Annotated in this window: 14 protein-coding genes and 2 pseudogenes; 15 read left to right on the top strand and 1 reads right to left on the bottom strand. The window is 70.3% G+C overall.

What is annotated here, in order from left to right; translation table 11 throughout:
• The first annotated feature begins 32 nt into the window (after positions 1 to 32).
• From ACQEVZ_RS02230 to ACQEVZ_RS02165, 14 genes and pseudogenes are all read left to right on the top strand, one after another.
• Positions 33 to 473, top strand: coding sequence for a DUF6928 family protein (locus ACQEVZ_RS02230; protein ID WP_433360527.1), 441 nt, complete (start codon positions 33 to 35; stop codon positions 471 to 473).
• Positions 474 to 647: 174 nt separating this feature from the next.
• Positions 648 to 1560: pseudogene (locus tag ACQEVZ_RS02225) on the top strand (transposase); the annotation flags it as partial.
• Positions 1561 to 1839: 279 nt separating this feature from the next.
• Entirely contained in the window at positions 1840 to 2175 is a 336-nt protein-coding gene (locus ACQEVZ_RS02220; protein WP_433360524.1) for a hypothetical protein, read from the top strand.
• 84 nt (positions 2176 to 2259) lie between these two features.
• Positions 2260 to 4914 carry an FAD-binding and (Fe-S)-binding domain-containing protein gene (locus ACQEVZ_RS02215; protein WP_433360521.1) on the top strand — a complete coding sequence of 885 codons (2655 nt, stop codon included), beginning with the start codon at positions 2260 to 2262 and terminating at the stop codon, positions 4912 to 4914.
• A 407-nt stretch (positions 4915 to 5321) separates the two neighbouring features.
• Positions 5322 to 5660 (top strand): annotated as a pseudogene (locus ACQEVZ_RS02210) (IS1380 family transposase); the annotation flags it as partial.
• Positions 5661 to 5738: 78 nt separating this feature from the next.
• Positions 5739 to 7070 carry an ROK family protein gene (locus tag ACQEVZ_RS02205; RefSeq protein ID WP_433376580.1) on the top strand — a complete coding sequence of 444 codons (1332 nt, stop codon included), beginning with the start codon at positions 5739 to 5741 and terminating at the stop codon, positions 7068 to 7070.
• The gene (locus ACQEVZ_RS02200; protein ID WP_344505344.1) at positions 7070 to 7951 is read left to right on the top strand and encodes a carbohydrate ABC transporter permease; all 882 of its coding nucleotides are present in this window, start codon (positions 7070 to 7072) and stop codon (positions 7949 to 7951) included. Before ACQEVZ_RS02205 ends, ACQEVZ_RS02200 begins: the two co-directional genes overlap by 1 nt.
• Entirely contained in the window at positions 7944 to 8747 is an 804-nt protein-coding gene (locus ACQEVZ_RS02195) for a carbohydrate ABC transporter permease (protein ID WP_433360517.1), read from the top strand. Before ACQEVZ_RS02200 ends, ACQEVZ_RS02195 begins: the two co-directional genes overlap by 8 nt.
• 28 nt (positions 8748 to 8775) lie before the next feature.
• Positions 8776 to 10056: an ABC transporter substrate-binding protein gene (locus ACQEVZ_RS02190; protein WP_363405466.1), complete on the top strand. Its 1281-nt coding sequence runs from the start codon at positions 8776 to 8778 to the stop codon at positions 10054 to 10056.
• Positions 10057 to 10096: 40 nt separating this feature from the next.
• Positions 10097 to 11167 carry a glycoside hydrolase family 15 protein gene (locus ACQEVZ_RS02185; RefSeq protein ID WP_433360514.1) on the top strand — a complete coding sequence of 357 codons (1071 nt, stop codon included), beginning with the start codon at positions 10097 to 10099 and terminating at the stop codon, positions 11165 to 11167.
• Complete coding sequence (locus ACQEVZ_RS02180; protein ID WP_433360511.1) at positions 11164 to 13341, top strand: TIM-barrel domain-containing protein; 2178 nt, start codon at positions 11164 to 11166, stop codon at positions 13339 to 13341. Before ACQEVZ_RS02185 ends, ACQEVZ_RS02180 begins: the two co-directional genes overlap by 4 nt.
• 332 nt (positions 13342 to 13673) lie before the next feature.
• Entirely contained in the window at positions 13674 to 14408 is a 735-nt protein-coding gene (locus tag ACQEVZ_RS02175; protein ID WP_433360508.1) for an MBL fold metallo-hydrolase, read from the top strand.
• Complete coding sequence (locus ACQEVZ_RS02170; protein ID WP_344505334.1) at positions 14405 to 15427, top strand: Gfo/Idh/MocA family protein; 1023 nt, start codon at positions 14405 to 14407, stop codon at positions 15425 to 15427. Before ACQEVZ_RS02175 ends, ACQEVZ_RS02170 begins: the two co-directional genes overlap by 4 nt.
• Positions 15428 to 15473: 46 nt before the next feature.
• Positions 15474 to 16778, top strand: coding sequence for an aminotransferase class III-fold pyridoxal phosphate-dependent enzyme (locus tag ACQEVZ_RS02165; RefSeq protein WP_433360504.1), 1305 nt, complete (start codon positions 15474 to 15476; stop codon positions 16776 to 16778).
• A gap of 82 nt (positions 16779 to 16860) precedes the next feature.
• Here the strand turns inward: ACQEVZ_RS02165 and ACQEVZ_RS02160 are convergent, their stop codons facing one another.
• Complete coding sequence (locus tag ACQEVZ_RS02160; RefSeq protein ID WP_433360499.1) at positions 16861 to 17904, bottom strand: Gfo/Idh/MocA family protein; 1044 nt, start codon at positions 17902 to 17904, stop codon at positions 16861 to 16863.
• 200 nt (positions 17905 to 18104) lie between these two features.
• Here ACQEVZ_RS02160 and ACQEVZ_RS02155 point away from each other — a divergent pair, with 200 nt between their 5' ends.
• Positions 18105 to 19997 carry an ABC transporter permease subunit gene (locus ACQEVZ_RS02155; RefSeq protein ID WP_433360496.1) on the top strand — a complete coding sequence of 631 codons (1893 nt, stop codon included), beginning with the start codon at positions 18105 to 18107 and terminating at the stop codon, positions 19995 to 19997.
• The last annotated feature ends 11 nt before the right edge of the window (positions 19998 to 20008 follow it).

Below are 20008 nucleotides of genomic sequence, written 5' to 3'. Positions count from 1 at the left end.
GGATCTGGACATCGCCGGGTTCGGGGCAGTAAGTGCTCTGCAGACTCAAGGGCTGCGAGCTCGGCGAGGCGGCGCTGCGTGCATGGTTCGGGTTTGTCCTCGAAGGCGACACCAGCGCGGATCAGATTGATCCCTTCAAGGTCGCAATGTACGGCTTCAGGACCGCCGACCCAACCGGTGCCGAACAGGCGGAACGGCGGGCGCTGCACGACGAGTTTCGCCGGACCCACACCCTGCGCCGCTGTATCTTCGGCCCTGACGGTGCGTTCTATGGCCTTTGCCGCGTGCGAGGGCGTCGAGGAGCTGTTGGAGTTCAGTGGGTGGGGGCTTGTCGGACCAGGCCTTTCCACCGGCGTTGCAGCCGTAGCCACGGGGTCAGCCAGGCGCGGACCGCGCGGAGGGTCTTGGGCCAGCACGGGTGTTTCACCGGCTGGGGCGTTGAAGGGCCCCCTCTCTGCGGGCCCGTCGGGTGACAGGTCCGCGTTCGGCTCACTTGGAGTGTCGAGTGTGGACGGTTGATCGGGGTGGTGATCGAACCACCCGCTCGGAGTTCCGGCTCCTCGCCTTCTACCAGGGTGCCCTTGAACGACGGGTGGTAGCCGTACCGGGCTTGCAGGTTGTTGAGCCAGTATGGGTCGTAGGCATACATTGTCATGGACGCCGGCTACGACGCGACCCGCCTTGCCTGGCTGCTGCGGGACCTGCCGGTGCGGGTCCTGGCCCGGCTGCGTTCGGACCGGGTGCTGCGCCGGCCCGCCCCACCCAAGCTGGCGGGCGTGCCGGGCCAACTCGGCCGGCCCCGCCGGCACGGCGGCGAGTTCGTCTTCGGTGACCCGGCCAGTTGGGGCGAACTGGATGTGACCACCGTGACCGAGACCCGCCTCTACGGCACGGCGAGAGCCCGCGCCTGGCACCGGCTGCATCCCAGACTGACCCGCCGCGCCGCTTGGGCCGATTGCCCCGACCTGCCGATCTTGGAAGGCACCCTGATCCGCCTCGACGTGACCCGGCTGTCCTCCGGTGCAACCGCGAAACCGGTCTGGCTGTGGTGCTCGACCAGCACCGGTCACCACCCGGACACGACCCCAGACGCGACCCCGGACGCGGCGATAGTCGACCTGCTGTGGCAGACGTTCTTACGCCGGTTCGACATCGAGCACACGTTCCGGCTGTTGAAGCAGACGCTCGGCTGGACCGTGCCGAAACTGCGCGCCCAGCCGCCGCCGACCGGTGGACCTGGCTGATCATCGCCGCCCACACCCAGCTGCGACTGGCCCGCCCGATCGCCGCGGACCTGCGCCGCCCATGGGAACAGCCGGCGCCACCGGGACGGCTCACCCCGGCCCGCGTCCGGCGCGGATTTCGGCACCTCCGCGCGACAAGCACCTGTCCCGCGAACGCACCAAACCCACCCGGGCAGGACCCGGACGGCCACCCGGCCAACCAAACCGCCACCCCGCCCACCGCTACGACGTCCACACCGTCACCAGCAACGAACCCGGCAAACCGAAACCTGGAAAGAAGAAGTCGACCAGCCCTCGGCCACGCCGCACAGGTTAAAGATCAAGTTAGCCGTGCGCACGCGTGCAGCCTGTCCGGAGAAGCCAACGGCGTGCCGAAGTCGCGCAGCGGACCAGTGGAGGCGATCCGGGCGCTACGAGTCGCGCGCCGCGGAGCGATCAAAGCCCGCACCGCGGCGTTCAGCCAGATGCACGGCTTGGTCGCAGCACTGTTCGGATTGCCTTGCTCCTGTCGCGGCCCCGGCCGTCGGCCAGTCAGATCCCATCCGACTTTGTGGCTGATGGTGCTGATGTGGTTGCACCACTCACTATGGGTGCCATGGCGGAGGGTCGGCAGCAGTGGCGGTGGCGCGGCCGTGCAGTGGGTGCGCTCGTCGGGGTGGCCGTTGCAGGGGGTGCGGGAGCGGGCGCGGGCCTGCTCAACCCCCGGGTGGGAGTGCCCCTTGCCGCGGTTGGAGCGCTCAACGACGGGGCCGTCGACCCGGCCGGCCGATTCCTGGCCGGCACCATCGCCGCCTACGTGGACGGATCCGTCGACCCGCGGCCCCCGGTCGCCGCCACCGTCGGCCTCGACGAGGTCGCCGAGGTGTTCGCCGGGCACCGGCCGGCCGACGCCGGACCGGGCCCGAAAATCCACGTCGGCCCACGGCGGTAACCCATGAGCGACTCCTCCCTGCTTGCACCGCTGGAACAGTTGGCGCCAGGGTCCGTGCGGACCCGGGCGTCCGACCGGCTCGGCATGGCTCACGACGCCTCCCACTACCTGCTCACCCCACAGGCCGTCGTCGTCGCGAACGATGCCGCCCACGTCGGCGCGCTGATGCGTGCCAGCGCCCAACTCGGTCTCGGAGTCACGTTCCGGTCCGGCGGCACCAGCCTCAGCGGGCAGGCGGGCACCGACCACCTGCTGGTCGACGTGCGCCGCAACTTCCGCAACATCGAGATTCTCGACAACGGCGACCGTGTCCGGGTCCAGCCCGGTGCGGTGCTGCGGCAGGTCAACGCGCGGCTCAGCCGCTACGGCCGCAAACTCGGCCCGGACCCGGCCAGCGAGGCCGCGTGCACCGTCGGTGGAGTCGTGGCCAACAACTCCAGCGGCATGACCTGCGGCACCCATGCCAACGCTTACCGCACGTGCGAATCGATGACCCTGGTACTGCCCTCCGGCACGGTCATCGACACCGCGGCCGGCGACGCCGACGCACGGCTGCGGCATCTCGAGCCGGGCCTCACCACCACCCTGGAACAGCTGCGTGATCGCATCCGCGGCAACCCCGACTCAGTCCGGCGGATCGCCGAACAGTACGCCATGAAGAACACCATGGGGTACGGCCTCAACAGCTTCCTGGACCACGACACCCCGGTCCAGATCCTCGCTCACCTGATCATCGGCAGTGAAGGCACGCTCGGGTTCGTCGCCGAAGCCGTGTTCCGCACCGTGCCGGTGCACCATGCGGCCAGCACCGGCCTGATCGTCTTCAACACCCTGCACACCGCCATGGCCGCCATGCCGGAACTCGTCGACGCCGGCCCGGCCGCGATCGAGCTGCTCGACGCCGAGTCGTTGCGCGTCGCCCAACTCGACCCACAAGCCGACGCCGCACTCCGCGGGTTCACCGTCGACCAGCACGCCGCGCTGCTGGTGGAATGGCAGGAAGCCGACGACGAGCAGCTCACCGCCCGCGAAGAACAGGCCCGGCGACTGAGCACACCGCCGAAACTCAGCCGGGACCCGGCCGGGCGGGCGGCGCTGTGGCACATCCGTAAAGGCCTCTACGCCACCGTCGCCGGCAACCGCCCCACCGGAAGCGTCGCCCTGCTCGAGGACGTCGCCGTTCCGGTGCCGGCCCTCGCCGGGCTGTGCGACGACCTCAACCAGCTGTTCGACCGGCACCGCTACGAGCGCAGCGTCATCTTCGGCCACGCCAAGGACGGCAATCTGCACTTCATGCTCAACGAGCAGTTCGGCGCCGGTGACCAGACCAGCCGGTACGCCGCCTTCACCGAGGAGATGGTCGACGCGGTCCTGGCTCGCGGCGGCACCCTCAAGGCCGAACACGGCACCGGCCGGGTCATGGCCCCGTTCGTGCGGCGCCAGTTCGGCGACGAGCTGTTCGAGGTCATGCAGCAGGTCAAACGCGCCTGCGACCCGGCCGGCCTGCTCAACCCCGGAGTGCTGCTCACCGACGACCCGCAGGCTCATCTGCGCCATCTCAAACCCGTGGTCACCGTCGAGGCCGAGGTCGACCGGTGCGTCGAATGCGGCTACTGCGAACCGGTGTGCCCCAGCCGGGACCTCACCACCACACCGCGGCAGCGCATCGTGCTGCGCCGTGAACTCGCCATGGCACGCAGCGCAGGTGATGCCACGTTGGCCGGTCAGCTCGAACGGGAATATCAGTACGAGGCCGTCGATACCTGCGCCGTCGACGGAATGTGCGCCACCGCGTGTCCCGTCGGCATCAATACCGGCGACCTGACCAGACGGCTCCGCGCGGACGCCAACGGCCGCATCGCCGAACGGGTATGGACAGGCGCCGCGCGGCACTGGGACGCGGCCACCCGAGCCATGAACATCGCGCTCGACGCCGCCGCGGTCGCACCGCCGGGTCTGGTGGAAGCAGTCACCCGCGTGCCGGGCCTGCCGAGCTGGAGCCGGGATCTACCGGCCGGCGGCGGCCGCCGCCGTGCCGCACCGCAGCACGACGCGGACGCCGTCTACCTACCGTCCTGTCTCAACACGATGTTTGCACCAGCCGCCGGCGGCGCTGGCGTCATGACCGCGATCCGACGTCTCGCGCAGCGCGCCGGCTTCCGGCTGCACATTCCTGAGGGCATCGGCGACCTGTGCTGCGGCACCCCGTGGTCGTCCAAAGGCCTGCCCGCCGGCTACGCCGTCATGCGCGACCGGGTCCGGGCCGCCGTGGCCGGCACGACGCTGCCGGTGATCATCGACGCGGCGTCGTGCACGGAGGGTTTCCACAAGCTCCTCGACGACTCGGCGGTGATCGACGCGGTCGCATTCACCGCCGAGCACATCCTGCCTCGCCTCACCATCACCCACCGGCTGCCATCGCTGGCGTTGCATCCCACCTGCTCCTCTACCCGGCTTGGTCTCGATGCCGCGATCACCCGCATCGCCGAAGCAATCGCCGAACGCGTCGAGGTGCCCCACGACTGGCAATGCTGCGCGTTCGCCGGCGACCGCGGTCTGCTGCACCCGGAACTGACGGCCTCCGCAACCCGCGCCGAGGCCGACGCCGTCAACCGCGGCGACTACGCCACGCATGCCTCGGTCAACCGAACCTGCGAGATCGGGTTGACCCGCGCGACCGGGCACCCCTACCACCACCTGCTCGAACTGCTCGACACCGCCACGGGGAGCCCGACGTGAGCGGCTGCACCCAGTCGCGCTACGGATCAGAAGGTGCGACTGGCGTCGGGCAACGCTCAACGCATCGGGCCCCGCCCGTGTCCAGTGGCACCTGCGTGCCGGCATCCACCAGCACCGACTCAGCTGGCAGCTGTGATGAGCTCCGGGCCGAGCAGCGCGGCACCGGCACCGTTGGGCACAAACGCCCACGAAGTGATGTTCCCCCTCGCGCCCTCGGCGGGAAGTCGCCGACGCGTGGATACGCCATGCACGCAGTCTCACGGTTCGACGTCAGCGACCGCATTGCCAAACCCTTCGCGCCACTCCGCAGTGCTGCGACGCAGCGGTGCCAGAGCTGGTCGTAGCGGCGGCCAGTCCGGCCGGCGGTGACCGCGGCGTGCGGTGACGCCTTGGCCGGGTTGCGGCAGCGGCACGGCACGCCGATCCTGATCCGCTCGGACTCCGCCGGCTGCACCCACGGCCTCCTCGCCCACATCCGCGGCCTGCGCGAGCACGGCCTGGCCACCCGGTTCTCCGTCGGCGTCGCGATCACCGAACCGATCCGTCAGGCGATCCTGGCCGCCAAGCAGCACCTCCTATGGGTGCCGGCACTCGACAGCGACGGCGAACCCCGCGACGGCGCGGAGGTCTGCGAACTGACCGGTCTCGTCCCCGACGACGGCTACCCACCCGGGACCCGGTTCATCGTCCGCCGCGGACGGCCGCACCCCGGCGCCCAACTGAGCTTGCTCGACACCATTGAGGGTCGATGCCCCGGTCGTACCCGCCGGCGGCGGTCGTCGCACCTGTCGGAGGCGATCGGAGTCGAGTCGGGTCACAAGGCGATGACCCGGCCCCGCAGGCTCGCCGGTTACCGAAACGTGTCCTTGACGTTGGAGGTTCGGCGTGCGACTTTGTATCGCAACTTAATGAAGTGGGTGGACGAAGTGCCGTTGGCGAAGCATGGGGCAGGCAGGGATCTCTCCCGGTCGGCGGTGCTCGCGCTCCTGGGGAGCCGCGGGCCGACGTCGCGCGCGGACATCGCGCGTGAGCTCGGGCTCAGCCCCACGGCCGTGTCGCAGATCATGCGGCGGCTGCTGGAGCAGCGGATGGTCGAGGAGGTCGCGCAGGCGCCGTCCAGCGGCGGGCGGCCCGGATCGCTCATCGGCCTCGTCGGCGGGGCCGGCCGGGCGCTCGGGGTCAAGGTCGCGGCCGACCACCTCGCGATCGTCAACGTCCGCCTCGACGGGCAGATGCTCAGCAGCACCACGCTGGCGTTCGACGCGATGGCCCCCGACGCGCTGCCCAGGCTGGCCGCCGAGCTGGCAGCCCACACGCACAGTGACCCCGGCCTGCCGAAGCTGCTGGGCGTCGGGGTGGCGGTGCCCGGCGTCGTGGCCCGCCCGGACAAGGGCACCGTCGACGCTGACGTCCTGCAGTGGCGCCGGCTGCCGGTCGGCCGGCACCTGCGCGGCGTGCTCGGGTTGCCCGTCGTGGTCGAGAACGACGTCAACGCCCTCGCCGTCGCCGAGGTGCTCTACGGTCACGGCCGCGAGGCCGACGACTTCCTCGTGCTGACCATCGGTCGCGGCATCGGCATGGGTATCGTCGCCGACCGCTCGGTGTACCGGGGCGGCAGAGGCGGCGCGGGCGAGTTCGGGCACGTGCCGATGGACGAGCAGGGCCCGCCGTGTCAGTGCGGGCGGCACGGCTGCCTGGAGGCGTGGCTCGGCGAGCCGGCACTGGAGCGCATCGCCTGCGAGCGCGGCGTGATCGGTCCGCGGCAGGGGTTCGCCGCGCTCGTCACGGCCGCCGATCGCGGCGACCGGCTCGCGGCCGAGATCTTCGCCGACGCCGGGCGGCTGCTCGGCCGGGCGGTCGCCGGCGCCGCGAACATGTTCGACCCGGACCGGATCGTCATCTCCGGCGAGGGCGTGGCGCACTGGATCCACTGGGACGTCGCGTTCCGCGCCGAGTTCGCCCGCCGCCAGGTCCGCGGCGGTGACGGCATCGCCGTGGTCCTGCACACCTGGGACGACAGCAGCTGGGCGCAGGGCGCGGCGGCGCTGGTGCTCGCCGCGCCGTTCGACCTCGACGGGTTCGGTGGCGAACAGGCGAACCTCGTTGTCGCCCGCCTGCATGGCAGCGTCGAGGGCGCCGACGGGACGGTGGACTGATGGTCGGCCCGCGCGGTGTGCGCAAGTTCGGCATCGTTGCGCTTTTCCTGCTGCCGAGTGCCGTGCCGCTGCTGCTGTTCACGATCGCGCCGATGCTCGGCGCGGCGTGGATCAGCCTGCACAGCTGGAACCTGCAGTCGCCGATGCGGTGGACGGGCCTGGACAACTTCACCCGCCTGCTCGGCGACGCGGAGACCCGCGACGCGCTGCTGCACACGCTGTACTTCCTGGCGCTGTACCTGCCGCTGGTCTACCTGCTGGGACTGGCGCTCGCCGTCGGACTCAACCGGCGGTTCCCCGGGCGGAGCCTGCTGCGCTCGATGTACTTCCTGCCGGTCGTCACCAGCTGGGTGGTCGTCGCCCTGACCTGGAAGTGGCTGCTCAACCCCGCCAACGGTCTGGTCAACCACGCCCTGGAGTCGGTCGGCATCGCGGGCCCGGGGTGGTGGGCGTCGTCAGGATGGGCCATCCCGTCCGCGGTCGTCGCGTCGGTCTGGAAGGACGCCGGGTTCGTCATGGTGATCCTGCTGGCCGGTCTGCAGAGCATCCCAGAGGAGTACCTCGAGGCCGCCCGCCTCGACGGCGCGTCGGCATGGCAGAGCTTCTGGCGGGTCACGTTCCCGCTGCTGACCCCGTCCAGCTACTTCGTGGTGGTGATCTCGCTGATCAGCGGATTCCAGGTCTTCGACCAGATCTACGTCATGACCGGCGGCGGGCCCGCCGGCGCGTCCCGGCCGCTGGTCCAGGAGATCTACGACCTGACGTTCCGCTACGGCGACGCCGGTGGCGCGTCGGCCCTGAGCCTGCTGCTGTTCGCGCTGATCCTGCTGGTCACCGTGGTCCAGCAGCGCCTGCAGCGCAGGTGGGTGACCTATGTCTAGGCGGCTGCTCATCGCGGTGCTCGCCGTCGGCGCGCTGCTCATGATCTTCCCGTTCGTCTGGACCTTCGTCACCTCGATCACCGCCGGCGGTGACGTGCTCACCACGCCCCGCCTGATCCCCGAGAAGGCCGGCCTCGACGGGTACCGCACCCTCTTCGAGGTCCTGCCGTTCTGGCGGATCACGGTGAACAGCCTCGTGCTGGCCCTGGTCTCCACCGCGCTGCTGCTCATCACCAGCTCCACGGCGGCCTACGCCTTCGCGCGGCTCGACTTCCCCGGCAAGAACGCCGTCTTCGTCGCGTACCTCGCGACGCTGATGATCCCCATGCAGGTGCTCGTCGTGCCGCTGTTCATCGAGATGCGCGCGTTCGACCTGATCGACACCTACGCCTCGCTCATCGTGCCGACGACCGCCTCCGCGTTCGGCGTCTTCCTGCTGCGCCAGTCCGTCGCCGTGCTGCCGAAGGAACTCGACGAGGCTGCGTTCGTCGACGGCGCCGGGCACATCCGCATCTTCCTGCGGATCACGCTCCCGCTGATCCGCCCCGCCCTGGTGACCTACGGCCTGTTCGCGTTCATGTCCAGCTGGAACGCGTTCCTGTGGCCGCTCGTGGTCATCCGCTCCCGCGAGTTCATGACCCTGCCGCTGGGCCTGGCCAGCCTCAGCGGCGAATACACCGTCCAGTGGAACGCCATCATGGCCGGTTCGGTGGTCAGCATCGTTCCCATCCTCGCCCTGTACGCCGTGGCGCAGAAGCACATCGTGCAGAGCGTCGCCCAGGCCGGACTCAAGTAACCAGACACCCCCGATTGTGAGGCCCACCATGTCCGCTCGTCCCCGGCTCCGGTTACACCGGGCCGCCGCCGCTCTGATCACCGTCGCCGCTCTCGTCCTGGCCGGATGCTCCAAGGGCTCCGCCACCAAGGACACCTCCGAGGGGGGCGTCACCACAGTGCGCTACCTGACGTTCTCCGCCGCGCCCGACCACCTGGACGACCTCAACGGCATCGTCGCCGCGTTCGAGAAGGCCAACCCGGACGTCAAGATCTCCGTGCAGACCGCGCCGTACAAGGACTACTTCACCCAATTGCAGACCTCGATCGCCGGCGGCACCGTCGCCGACGCCTTCGAGCTGGACTACCAGAACTTCGTCACCTACGCCCAGGCCGGCTCCCTCGCCGATCTTGCCGGCCCGGCGGCCAACGACAAGGCGTGGCAGCCGTCGGTGCTCTCACCGGCCGCGCTCGACGCCTTCAAGCACGGCGGCAAGCAGTACGCACTCCCCGAGTCCTTCTCGACCGTCGTGCTCATCTACAACAAGGCGCTGTTCGACGCCGCCGGCGTGGCCTACCCCACGTCCGACTGGAAGTGGTCGGACGAGGCAGCCGCCGCGCAGAAGCTCACGAACAAGGCCAAGGGCGTCTACGGCGACTTCCAGCCGGTCAGCTTCTACGAGTTCTACAAGGCGGTGAACCAGGCCGGCGGCACGTTCCTCAGCCCCGACGGCAAGTCCGCCACGTTCAACAGCCCGCAGGGTGTCGCCGCGGCGAAATGGCTTATCGGCAAGTCCGGCACCACGATGCCGACGCTGACCGAGATCGGCAACACCCCCGACTTCGACACCAACCTGTTCAAGTCCGGCAAGCTCGCGATGTGGCACAACGGCAACTGGCAGTTCGACACACTCAAGGACGTACCGTTCGGCTGGGACGTCGTCGTCGAGCCCGGCGATGCGCAGAAGGCCAGCGCCGTGTTCCAGAACGCCGTGGCGGTGTCGGCGGCCAGCAGCCACAAGGACGCCGCGTTCCGCTGGCTGAACTACCTCACCACCTCCGAGCAGACGGTGACCGCGCGGATCAACTCGTCGTGGGAGCTGCCGCCGCTCGCGGACGCTTCGAAGCTGTCCGGCTACCTGAGCAAGACACCGCCGGCGAACCGCAAGGCCGTCATGGACGCGCTGGGCAAGCAGTCCCTGCTGCCGGTCATCGCCAAGGAACAGCAGATGCAGGACATCGTCAACAACGCCCTGACCAAGGCGGCCGGCGGCGAGGACCCGCAGAAGATCCTCGACGACGCGGCCAAGCAGGTCACCGCACTGCTGTAGCCCGGCGTCACGACGAACCCAGCAACGTAAGGAACAGCAGATGCGCGACCTGATCGAGCACAGCATCAAGGTGATCACCCGCGAGCAGGCGCCGAGCGGCGCCTACCCGGCCTGTTCGAGCTTCGCGGTGTACGGCTACGCGTGGCTGCGCGACGGCGCGTTCGTCGCCGAGAGCATGCGGGCACACGGCATCGCCGACGGGGCACGGGCCTTCCACGAGTGGACGGCCCGGGTGCTGACCGACCGCGCGGAGCGGATCGAGGCCGTCGTCGCGGCCCTCACCGCCGGCGAGGAGATCGACCAGGCGAGTTTCCTGCCCACCCGCTACACGCTCGACGGCGCCGACGGGTCCGAGTCCTGGTGGGACTTCCAGCTCGACGGCTACGGCACCTGGCTGTGGGCGTTGCAGCGACACCTCGACGGCAGCACCGACCACGCGTTCGCAGGGGCGGTCACGCTCACCGTGCGCTACCTCTGCGCCGCGTGGCGGCTGCCCTGCTACGACTGGTGGGAGGAGCACGCCGAGCAGGTCCACGTCGCTACGCTCGCATCGGTCGAGGCAGGACTGCGCGCGGCGCTGCGCACCGGCCTGCTCGCCGACGGTGACGCCGGTACCGCATCGTCCACCGCCGACGCGATCGCCGCGGTCAGCGCCGCGGACGGCAGCGTGGACGGGCGGCTGCGCAAGTGGCTCGGCTCCGACGCCGTCGACGGCAGCCTCCTCGCCGCCGTCGCCCCGTTCCGCCTCGCGGACGATGCCACGGCGCGGCGCACGGTCGCCGCCGTGGAACGCGACCTCCTCGACGATGGCGGCGTGCACCGGTTCCGGGCCGACGTGTTCTACGGCGGCGGGCGGTGGCCGGTCCTCGCGGGCCTGCTCGGGCAGTCGTACCTCCGGCTCGGCCGCCCCGGCGACGCCCGCCGTCAGCTCGCCTGGATCGCCGGCACCGCCGCGGACAACGGCGACCTGCCGGAACAGGTCAGCGACCGGCTGCTGCACCCGCAGCAGCGCCAGGAGTGGCTGGAACGGTGGGGTCCGGTCGCGACCCCGCTGCTGTGGTCGCACGCCGCCTACCTGTCCCTCGCCGCAGAACTGGGGGTGACGCTGTGATCCGGCACCGGCCCTTCGGCTCCGGCCACGCGTACCAGCCGTCCATCGACCAGCGCCTGCCGGTGCGTCCCCTCGCGGGCGAGCCGGTGAACCTCGGCGTCGCGGCCGCCGCGTCCGTCACCGCCGTGCGCTGCGAGTGGGACGGCGGCGCCTTCGACCTGCGCCGCGAGGGCGCCGCGACCGGGCCGACGGCTGGGGCAGAGGGGCACCTCGCCACGGCAGCGGCCGGGCAGCGGGGCCGCAGCGTCCGCTGGGCCGCCGACAGCCCGCCGCTGCCCGCCGGCCGCCCGGTCCGGTACCGGTTCGTCGCCACCGACGGCACCCGCACCCGCCGCACCCGCTGGTTCGACGTCCAGGCGGTGGCCTGGTCGCCGACCGGCGGCACCCTCACCACCCACGGAACGAGCCGCCTCGAGCCCGGCACCACGTCCTGGCTCGTGGACCCCGACCAGGTCCACCGGGTACGGTTCGCGCTGCGCCTCGCCGCCGACGAGCACGTCGTGGGGTTCGGGGAACGCTTCGACCGGCTCGACCAGCGCGGGCACACCCTCGACGCGACCGTGTTCGAGCAGTACAAGGGCCAGGGCTCGGCCGGGCGCACGTACCTGCCGATGCCGTTCGCGCACGTTCTCGGCGGCGACGGCTGGGCGTTTTACGTCGACACGGCCGAGCGGACCTGGTACGACGTCGGCGACCTGCTGTGGATTGAGGCGGACGTCACCGGGGGACACCTCGACGTGCGCTTCTACGACGGCTCTCCCGGCGACGTCCTTGCCGTGTGGCTCGGCGAGGTCGGCCGGCCCGAACCCATGCCGGAATGGGTGTTCCGGCTGTGGGCCAGCGGCAACGAGTGGAACACCCAGGAGCGGGTCACCACCGAGATGGCGCTGCACCGCAAGCACGACATCCCGGTCGGGGTCGTGGTCGTCGAGGCCTGGAGCGACGAGTCGACGTTCGTGGCGTTCCGTGACGCGCAGTACCAGGTCCACGACGACGGCCGCCCGCATCGCCTGGCCGACTTCACCTTCCCGCCGGACGGCGCCTGGCCCGACCCGAAGAGCATGGTCGACGACCTGCACGCCGACGGCGTCAAGGTCGTGCTGTGGCAGATCCCCCTGCAGAAGATGCGCCCCCACCCGACCGGCCAGAGCGCCGCCGACGCCGCCACGATGGTCGCCCGCGGCTACGGGGTGCGCGAGGGCGACGGCAGGCCGTACCGCAACCGCGGCTGGTGGTTCCCCACGGCCCTCATGCCGGATCTCACGAACCCCGAGGCGCGCGACTGGTGGCTGGCGAAGCGGCGCTACCTCGTGGAAGACGTCGGGGTCGACGGGTTCAAGACCGACGGCGGCGAACACGCATGGGGCCACGACCTGCGCTACGCCGACGGCTCGGTCGGCGCCACCGGCAACAACCGCTTCCCCGTGCACTACGCCGCGGCGTACGGTTCCGTGCTGCGCTCGTGCGGCAAGGCACCGGTCACGTTCAGCCGGGCCGGCTTCACCGGCTCACAGGCGCACGGCTTGTTCTGGGCGGGCGACGAGGACTCCACGTGGGAGGCGATGCGGTCCTCGCTGCGGGCCGGCCTCACCGCGGCGGCGTGCGGGATCGTCTACTGGGGCTGGGATCTGGCCGGATTCTCCGGACCGGCCCCCTCCGCCGAGCTGTACCTGCGGGCCACGGCGATGTCGGCGCTCCTGCCGATCATGCAGTACCACTCGGAGTACAACCACCACCGCACCCCGTCCCGCGACCGCACCCCATGGAACATCGCCGCACAGACCGGCGACCCCCGGGTGCTGTCGGTGTTCCGCCGGTACGCGCACCTGCGTGAGCGGCTGGTGCCCTACCTCGCGTCCTCGGCGGCCCGGACGATCGAGACCGGCTGGCCGCTGCTGCGGTCGGTGTGCCTGGTCGCGCCGGACGACCCCCGCGCGTGGCAGCACCCGTACGACTACCTGCTCGGCGACGACCTACTGGTAGCCCCGGTGGTCGCGGAGGGCGCGACGACCCGGCCGGCCTACCTGCCGCCGGGACGCTGGCTGGACCTGCGGACCCATCAGGTGCTCGACGGCGCCAGCGAGGTGGAGGTCCCGGCCCCGGTCGACGAGATCCCGGTCTGGTGCCGCCTGGAAACAGCGGAACGCCATCGCGGCCTGTTCACCTCCGGTTGACCCGGCCGCGCGACGCCGCCTGATCTCCCTCAGGGGTCGCCCACAGCAGTGCGTGTTGGAGGTCGAACTCGCGCTGGATGCGGTGCAGCACATCGGTGCTGATCGCGCCATCGCGGTGCAACCGCAGGACGGTGTGCCCGCTGTACTGCGCCGCCCATAACGCCGGGGGTCAGGCGCTCTCGAGACCTGGAGGGCGCCGAGGACCCGCTCGGGATCGGGGTAGCGGGCGCGGCGTCGTCGCGGGGGCCTGTTCCCGCCGGCGCTGTTCCTCGGCGACGTACGGACGAACGGGCGACTGGTCAAACCACCTGGCCACTGGTTAGGGTGCGGCGATGCGACTGTCGGAACATGTGCACCTGGTGGGGAGCGGCTGGCTCGGCTATTCGCTCTCTGACCGGCACGACGGCCATGTCTACCTGGTCGAGGGCGGCACGGCGTCCTTCCTCATCGACGCGGGGTCCGGGCTCGACACGGCGGGGATCGCGGCCCGGATCGAGGCCGCGCAGGTGCCACCCGTGACGCACATCCTGGTGACCCACGGCCACGCTGACCATGCCGCCGGCGCGGATGCTCTCGCGCGGCTGCTGGGTGCCGAGATCTGGACTTCGCCTGAGGTGGCCCGGATGCTCATCGATGCCGATGAGGTCGCTACCGGCCTGGCGCTCGCGCGCTCCGCCGGCGTCTACCCGGCCGCGCTGTCGCTGACGCCGACCGAGGTGCACCGGCGACTCGGGGATGAGACGTTCACCATTGGGGCCGCAACCGTACGCTGCATGCCCACACCCGGTCACGCGGTGGGGCATGCCTGCTATCTCGTCGATGTGGACGGTGCCCGCGCTGTCTTCACCGGCGATCTCGTCTTCGCCCGTGGGAGGGTCGCCGTGCTAGGCACCACCGAAACCGACGTCGGCGCGCTGCGCGACAGCATCGCTGCGGTGGCGGCGACCGGACCCGGCGCTCTCTTCCCGGGTCACGGCAGCGTCGCACTGAGCGACGCGGACCGCCACCTGGCGGCGGCCCTCGACGCCTTCGACCGCGGCCAACTGCCGCCGGGGCTGCTGCCATGAACGCCATCCCTGACAAGAGTGGTGCTCCGGAGCGGCTTCGGGTCGGCGTTTGCGGGTTGGGCTCCATCGGGCTGCGCCATGCCCGGCTGCTGGCGGAGTCGCCCGGGGTCCGCGTCGCGGCCTTCGACGCGGCGCCGCACGGTTTGCAGCTGCCACCGGCGGTCGAGGCGACCCTGACGATCGTCTCCTCGTTCGAGGAGCTGCTCGACGCGGCGCCGGACGCGCTGGTGGTGGCCACCCCCGACGCCCTGCACGCGCCGCAGGCGATCGAGGCCTGCCGGCGGGGGATCACGGTGCTGGTGGAGAAACCGGTCGCCGATAGCGTCGCCGCGGCCGAGGAACTGGCCCGGGTGGCGGCGCAGAGCGGCGCGCGGGTGCTGGTGGGTTACGTGCTGCGCCACTACGCGGTGCTGCGACGGGTGCGGGAGCTGCTCGCCGACGGAGCCGTGGGCACGCCGGTCTCGGTGCACGTCAACCTCGGCGCGTACGAGACGCTTAGGGTGGCCCGCAACCGGTTCTCCGAAACGGACCGTTACCGGCTGCCGTACGACTACAGCCATGAGTGGGACTACCTGCAGTGGCTGCTGGGCCCAGTGGCCGAGGTCGCTGCGGTCGCCCGCCTCGCCGGTGACCTCCCGCTGCGTCAGGATCCCAACGTCATCAACGGGGTCGTCGCCTTCGACTCCGGTGTGACCGGAACGTTCCATCTGGACTACGTGCAGGAGGGGCAGGGCCGCCGGCTCGACGTGGTCGGAGACCGGGGCACACTGCGGGCCGACCTCGCCCGGGGTCGCGTCACGGTGCGGGCCCACGCTGACGCCCTCACCCGTTCCTACGACTGTTCCGAGGAGCGCGATGTCGCGTTCGGCCGCCAGCTCAGCCACTTTCTGGACGTGGCCCGTGGTGTCGCGGTCCCGTTGGTGAGTGTCGAGGACGGGCTCCGGGCGCTGCGGGTCGCCGACGCGGTCGTGGCCGCATGCGACGGAGGGGGTTGGCGGAGCGTGGACGTTCGCATCTAGTGAAACAGAACTTTCGCGGAATGAAATACCGCCGTACCGTGGGGCGATGACGAACGAGTCAGTTGAGCGTGAACGGCGAGTACTCGCGCGGATCCCTGGTGGCGCGCAGCTGCTCTCCAAGCGGCCGGAACAGTTTGCGCCGGGTCAGTGGCCGCGGCACTATTCGCGCGCCAAGGGCGTGTATACCTGGGATCTCGACGGTCACAGGTACGTCGACATGAGTACCAGCGGTATCGGCACTTGTGTGCTCGGCTTCGCCGACGACGAGGTGGACTCCGCCGTCCGCGATGTCATCGCCAACGGATCCATGAGCACACTGAACTGCATCGAGGAGCTGGAGCTCGCCGAACTGCTCTGTGAGCTGCATCCGTGGGCCGACATGGTCCGCTACGCGCGCAGCGGGGGTGAGGCGCTCACCATCGCGGTCCGGTTGGCCCGGGCCGCCACCGGACGGTCGACGGTGGCATTCTGCGGCTACCACGGCTGGCACGATTGGTATCTGGCCGCGAACCTCGCCGGCCCGTCGAGCCTCGACGGGCATCTGCTGCCGGGCCTGGATCCCAGCGGCGTCCCGGCCCAGCTCGCCGGCACCGCATTCGGGTTCCGGTACAACAGGTTGGACGAGCTCGAGGCGATCATCGCCGAGCATCAGCTCGCCGCGGTCGTGATGGAGCCCATCCGCGAGCATGATCCTGAGCCGGGGTTTTTGCCGGGCGTGGTGGAGCTGGCCCGCCGTGCGGGTGCCGTCCTCATCTTCGACGAGGTGACCTCTGGCCTGCGCGTCAACACCGGCGGCATTCATCTCGAGCTGGGTGTCGAACCCGATGTGGCGGTCTTCGCCAAGGCCATCGGCAACGGCTATCCGATGGCGGCCGTGCTGGGGCGCGCGGCTGTGCTGGAACACGCACAGCGCTCCTTCGTCAGCAGCACCTACTGGACCGAGCGGATCGGGCCGGCGGCGGCGCTCGCCACCCTACGCCGGCACCGGGACAACTCGGTGGGAACGCGCCTGACGGCGGTCGGCGCGGCCGTGCAGGCCGGCTGGCGGGCTGCGGCCGAGGAGGTGGGGCTGGCGGTGCGGATCCACGGCATCGCGCCGCTGAGCCACCTGCGTTTCGTGGAACAGCCGCAGCCCAGCGTGACCCTCTTCACCCAGCTGATGCTCGACCAGGGGTTCCTCGCCGGTGGTTCGTTCTATCCGTCCTTCGCGCACCAGGACGAGCATGTTGAGGAGTATCTGGCCGCGGTGCGCACCGTCTTCGCCGAGATCCGCGCGGCCCAGGACGCCGGATCGGTGCAGGCCGCCCTGCGCGGACCGGTGGCGCACACCGGCTTCACCCGCCTGACCTGACCGTTGGCTCGACCGTGGTCACCGTGGTCACCGTGGTGCAGGGCTGCTATGCCGATCTTCGCAACACGGTGACCACTGATCGTCAGGGTGTGCTGGACACGGCGTACGCGTCGGGCAGGGCGGCGGGCTGGCGGTCCGGGTCGACCGTCTCGGTCCGGCCGGTGAGCATGCTGAGCTCCGCCGCTGCCAAGGTGCCGCACACGACCGCGGCACTGTCGTAAGAGTAGGGCCAGGCGGCCTCGCCGCGGACCGCCGCGAGGAAGGCGGAGATCTCCTTGGCGTACATCGGCTCGTACTCCTGCTGCCAGTCACACAGGACCCGGGAGTACCCGTCGCCGAGGTCCGGCAGCGCGCGCTCCAGGGTGCCGGTCAGCAGGTCGAACCGGATGAAGCCGCGGTCGCCGATCGCCCAGCCCTGGCGAGCTGTCTGCGGGCTCGCCATGACCACCGTCAGCTGCCCGGTGGCGCCGGACGCCAACTCCATCTGCAGCGACCAGCTGTCGGCACCTGGTAGGTCGAGGCCGCCGCGCCGGACCACGCGCCCCGAGGCCGCCACCGGCGTGCCGAAGATGTGGTCGAGCGCGATGAGCTCGAGCGGCACCATCTCCCGGGCCGGCGCGGTGGCACGGTGACGGGCGTAATATTCGGCGCCCTCGCCCGGATGCCAGCTCGGCGCGTTGACCGAGAGCACGTAGCCGTAGGCGTGCAGGGTGCCCAGTTCCTCCCGGACCACGCGGCGCAGTTCCTGGACGAAGGGGTGGAAGTACAAGGTGCAGGAGGGGGCCGCGACCAGTCCGCCCGCCGGCCGTCGAGCGTTCGCCGCTGCCACCGCCCGGGGATCGAAGGCCCAGATGTCGGCTTCGCAGAAGAAGTGCCGGCCGGTGTCCAGCGCCAGTCGCACATAGTCGGTGTGCTGGTCGGGCGGGGTCGAGATGACCAGTGCGTCCGGCTCGGTCGCCATCGCCTCGTCGAGCGAGGCCGTGGTGGCGACGCCGAACCGGCTCGCCGCGGCAGCCCGCCGGTCGGCCCGCTGGTCGAACAGGGTCACCTCGACGCCCTCACACGCGCGTAGGTCACGAAGGCGCCGGGTGCCCATGGAGCCGGCGCCGATCTGCAGGATCCTCATCCCTGTCTCCCTTGTTGTGGACTTGAACTCAACAGTGTCATCAGCCGAAACGATCGCCGGGCCGACGTTACCGACCTGACATCGCGCCGTCTGCCAAACGTTACGGCAGTTGAAATGCACGTTCCATCTGTTGACATGGTGGCGTCCTGCATCGCAGACTTCCCGCACAACGCCGTGACGACAGGCCTGCGGGAGGATCGATGACGACAGAAGCGGTACCGGCACGCGGGAGCGTGTCGCGCCGGATCTCCCGCCGGGTGGACCGGCTCAGCGACCGCCGCTTCGCCCTATTGCTGTTCGTACCCGCAGCCGTGTTCATCGGCGTGATCGTGCTCCCACCGATCGCGGCAGTCTTCGTGATGAGCCTCTACCGGATCGAACTGCTTCAGGACGGACCGACGAGGTTCCTGGGCCTGGACAACATCACCCGGATGTTCAACGACTCATTCTTCGTCGACTCCATTCCGCGCACCCTCTGGTTCGCGGTCGGCACCACCGTGCTCACCATCCCGTTGGCACTCGCCACCGCACTGCTGATGAACAGGCGGTCGCGGTTCGAGACGCCGCTCGCCGTCGCGTTGTTGCTGCCATGGGCGATCGCCCCGATCGTGACAGGGTTCTTCTGGCGCTTCATCTTCCAGCCCAGCTTCGGGCTGGCGACCCAGGTCAGCAACGGACTCGGCCTCACCGAGGGTGCGGTGCCCTGGCTGCAGGAACCGACCACCGCGCTGGTGCTCGCGATGATCGCCACGGCGTGGCGATCGGTGCCCCTGCTGGCCCTCATCATCCTGTCCGCGCTCAAGGCGGTTCCCAACCAGCTCTACCGCGCGGCCCGGATGGACGGTGCGACGCCGTGGCAGGCCTTCCGATCGATCACGCTACCCAGCATCGGGCCCACCCTGCTGATCGCCACGATCCTGCAGATCATCGTCTCGCTGCAGGTCTTCGACCTGCTCTTCCAGCTCACCCGTGGTGGCCCCGGCTTCGAGACGACGACCATCACCTACTACATCTTCACCGCCGCCTTCGACAACCTCAGTCTCGGCTACTCGGCGATGCTGGCCCTGTTCCTCATGGCGATCATCGTCGCCGCGAGCGGTGCGACACTCTACCTGCGTTCGGGCGGACTCCTCCGCCGCCGCCAGGCGAAGAACCCCGCCGACGAGCCGGCCGGACGGTTGCGGCTCGACAGCGCGGCGCGGGCAGATCAGTCGCCGCAGGAGTGGCCCGAGGACTCGCGCAAGCGGCGTCGGTGGACCCTGCCACCCGCCGTACGCCGCGTCGGTTCGACGGTGGCGATCGGCGCGCTCCTCGTCTGGTCGATCGGCCCGACCCTGTGGATCGTGCTGGCCAGCTTGCAGCCGGAGTCCGCTGTCACCTCGGTGCCGCTGGACCTGACCGCGCGGCTGGACTTCTCCCAGTACGTCGACATCCTCACCAACGACAAGTGGCTCTCCTCGATCTGGGTGAGCCTGCAGATCACGGTCGGGTCGACGCTGCTGACGCTCCTGGTCGCCGCACTCGCCGCGTACCCGCTGGCCCGGCTCGACCTGCCCGGTAAGGGCGCCGCGATCGCGGTGCTCATGTTCGCCTACACCGTGCCGGCCATCGTCCTGCTCATTCCGCTGCTGTTCATCTTCAACGCGCTCAACCTCAACGACTCGGTGATCGGGTTGATTGTGGCCCACGTCGCCTTCTCGTTGCCACTGACGATCTGGTTGCTGCGCAACATCTTCGCAAGTGTCCCACCGGCGCTGGAGGCCTCGGCGCGGATGGATGGATGCACCAGGTTGGGCACCCTGTTCCGGGTGACCATCCCGTCGGCTTCGGCCGGCCTGGCCGCCACGGCAATTCTGCTGCTCATCAGCGTCTGGAACGAGTTCCTGTTCGCGGTTGTGCTGGGCAACCAGGGCGCGGTGACGGTCACGCGCAGGATCGGCTACATCAACTCGCCGTCGGGAATCAGTGGCGAACCTCCCTACACCTACCAGGCGGCGGCGGGCATCGTCGCCGTGCTACCCGTGATCGTTCTGGTGATCCTCTTCCACCGCCGGATCAGATCCGGCTTGAGTGAGGGCTACCTCAAGGGCTGAAGGGACACAAC

Origin of the sequence: Dactylosporangium sp. CA-152071 (genome assembly GCF_050936335.1) — a bacterium.
GTDB classification, from domain to species: domain Bacteria; phylum Actinomycetota; class Actinomycetes; order Mycobacteriales; family Micromonosporaceae; genus Dactylosporangium; species Dactylosporangium maewongense.
This window is presented reverse-complemented; position numbering and strand designations above follow the sequence as displayed.

Excerpts from the sequence above, each read along its gene's own strand:
- ACQEVZ_RS02220 (WP_433360524.1), top strand. The coding sequence starts at position 1,840 with ATGGCGGAGGGTCGGCAGCAGTGGCGGTGGCGCGGCCGTGCAGTGGGT.
- ACQEVZ_RS02215 (WP_433360521.1), top strand. The coding sequence starts at position 2,260 with ATGGCTCACGACGCCTCCCACTACCTGCTCACCCCACAGGCCGTCGTC.
- ACQEVZ_RS02205 (WP_433376580.1), top strand. The coding sequence starts at position 5,739 with ATGACCCGGCCCCGCAGGCTCGCCGGTTACCGAAACGTGTCCTTGACG.
- ACQEVZ_RS02200 (WP_344505344.1), top strand. The coding sequence starts at position 7,070 with ATGGTCGGCCCGCGCGGTGTGCGCAAGTTCGGCATCGTTGCGCTTTTC.
- ACQEVZ_RS02195 (WP_433360517.1), top strand. The coding sequence starts at position 7,944 with ATGTCTAGGCGGCTGCTCATCGCGGTGCTCGCCGTCGGCGCGCTGCTC.
- ACQEVZ_RS02190 (WP_363405466.1), top strand. The coding sequence starts at position 8,776 with ATGTCCGCTCGTCCCCGGCTCCGGTTACACCGGGCCGCCGCCGCTCTG.
- ACQEVZ_RS02185 (WP_433360514.1), top strand. The coding sequence starts at position 10,097 with ATGCGCGACCTGATCGAGCACAGCATCAAGGTGATCACCCGCGAGCAG.
- ACQEVZ_RS02175 (WP_433360508.1), top strand. The coding sequence starts at position 13,674 with ATGCGACTGTCGGAACATGTGCACCTGGTGGGGAGCGGCTGGCTCGGC.
- ACQEVZ_RS02170 (WP_344505334.1), top strand. The coding sequence starts at position 14,405 with ATGAACGCCATCCCTGACAAGAGTGGTGCTCCGGAGCGGCTTCGGGTC.
- ACQEVZ_RS02165 (WP_433360504.1), top strand. The coding sequence starts at position 15,474 with ATGACGAACGAGTCAGTTGAGCGTGAACGGCGAGTACTCGCGCGGATC.
- ACQEVZ_RS02160 (WP_433360499.1), bottom strand. The coding sequence starts at position 17,904 with ATGAGGATCCTGCAGATCGGCGCCGGCTCCATGGGCACCCGGCGCCTT.
- ACQEVZ_RS02155 (WP_433360496.1), top strand. The coding sequence starts at position 18,105 with ATGACGACAGAAGCGGTACCGGCACGCGGGAGCGTGTCGCGCCGGATC.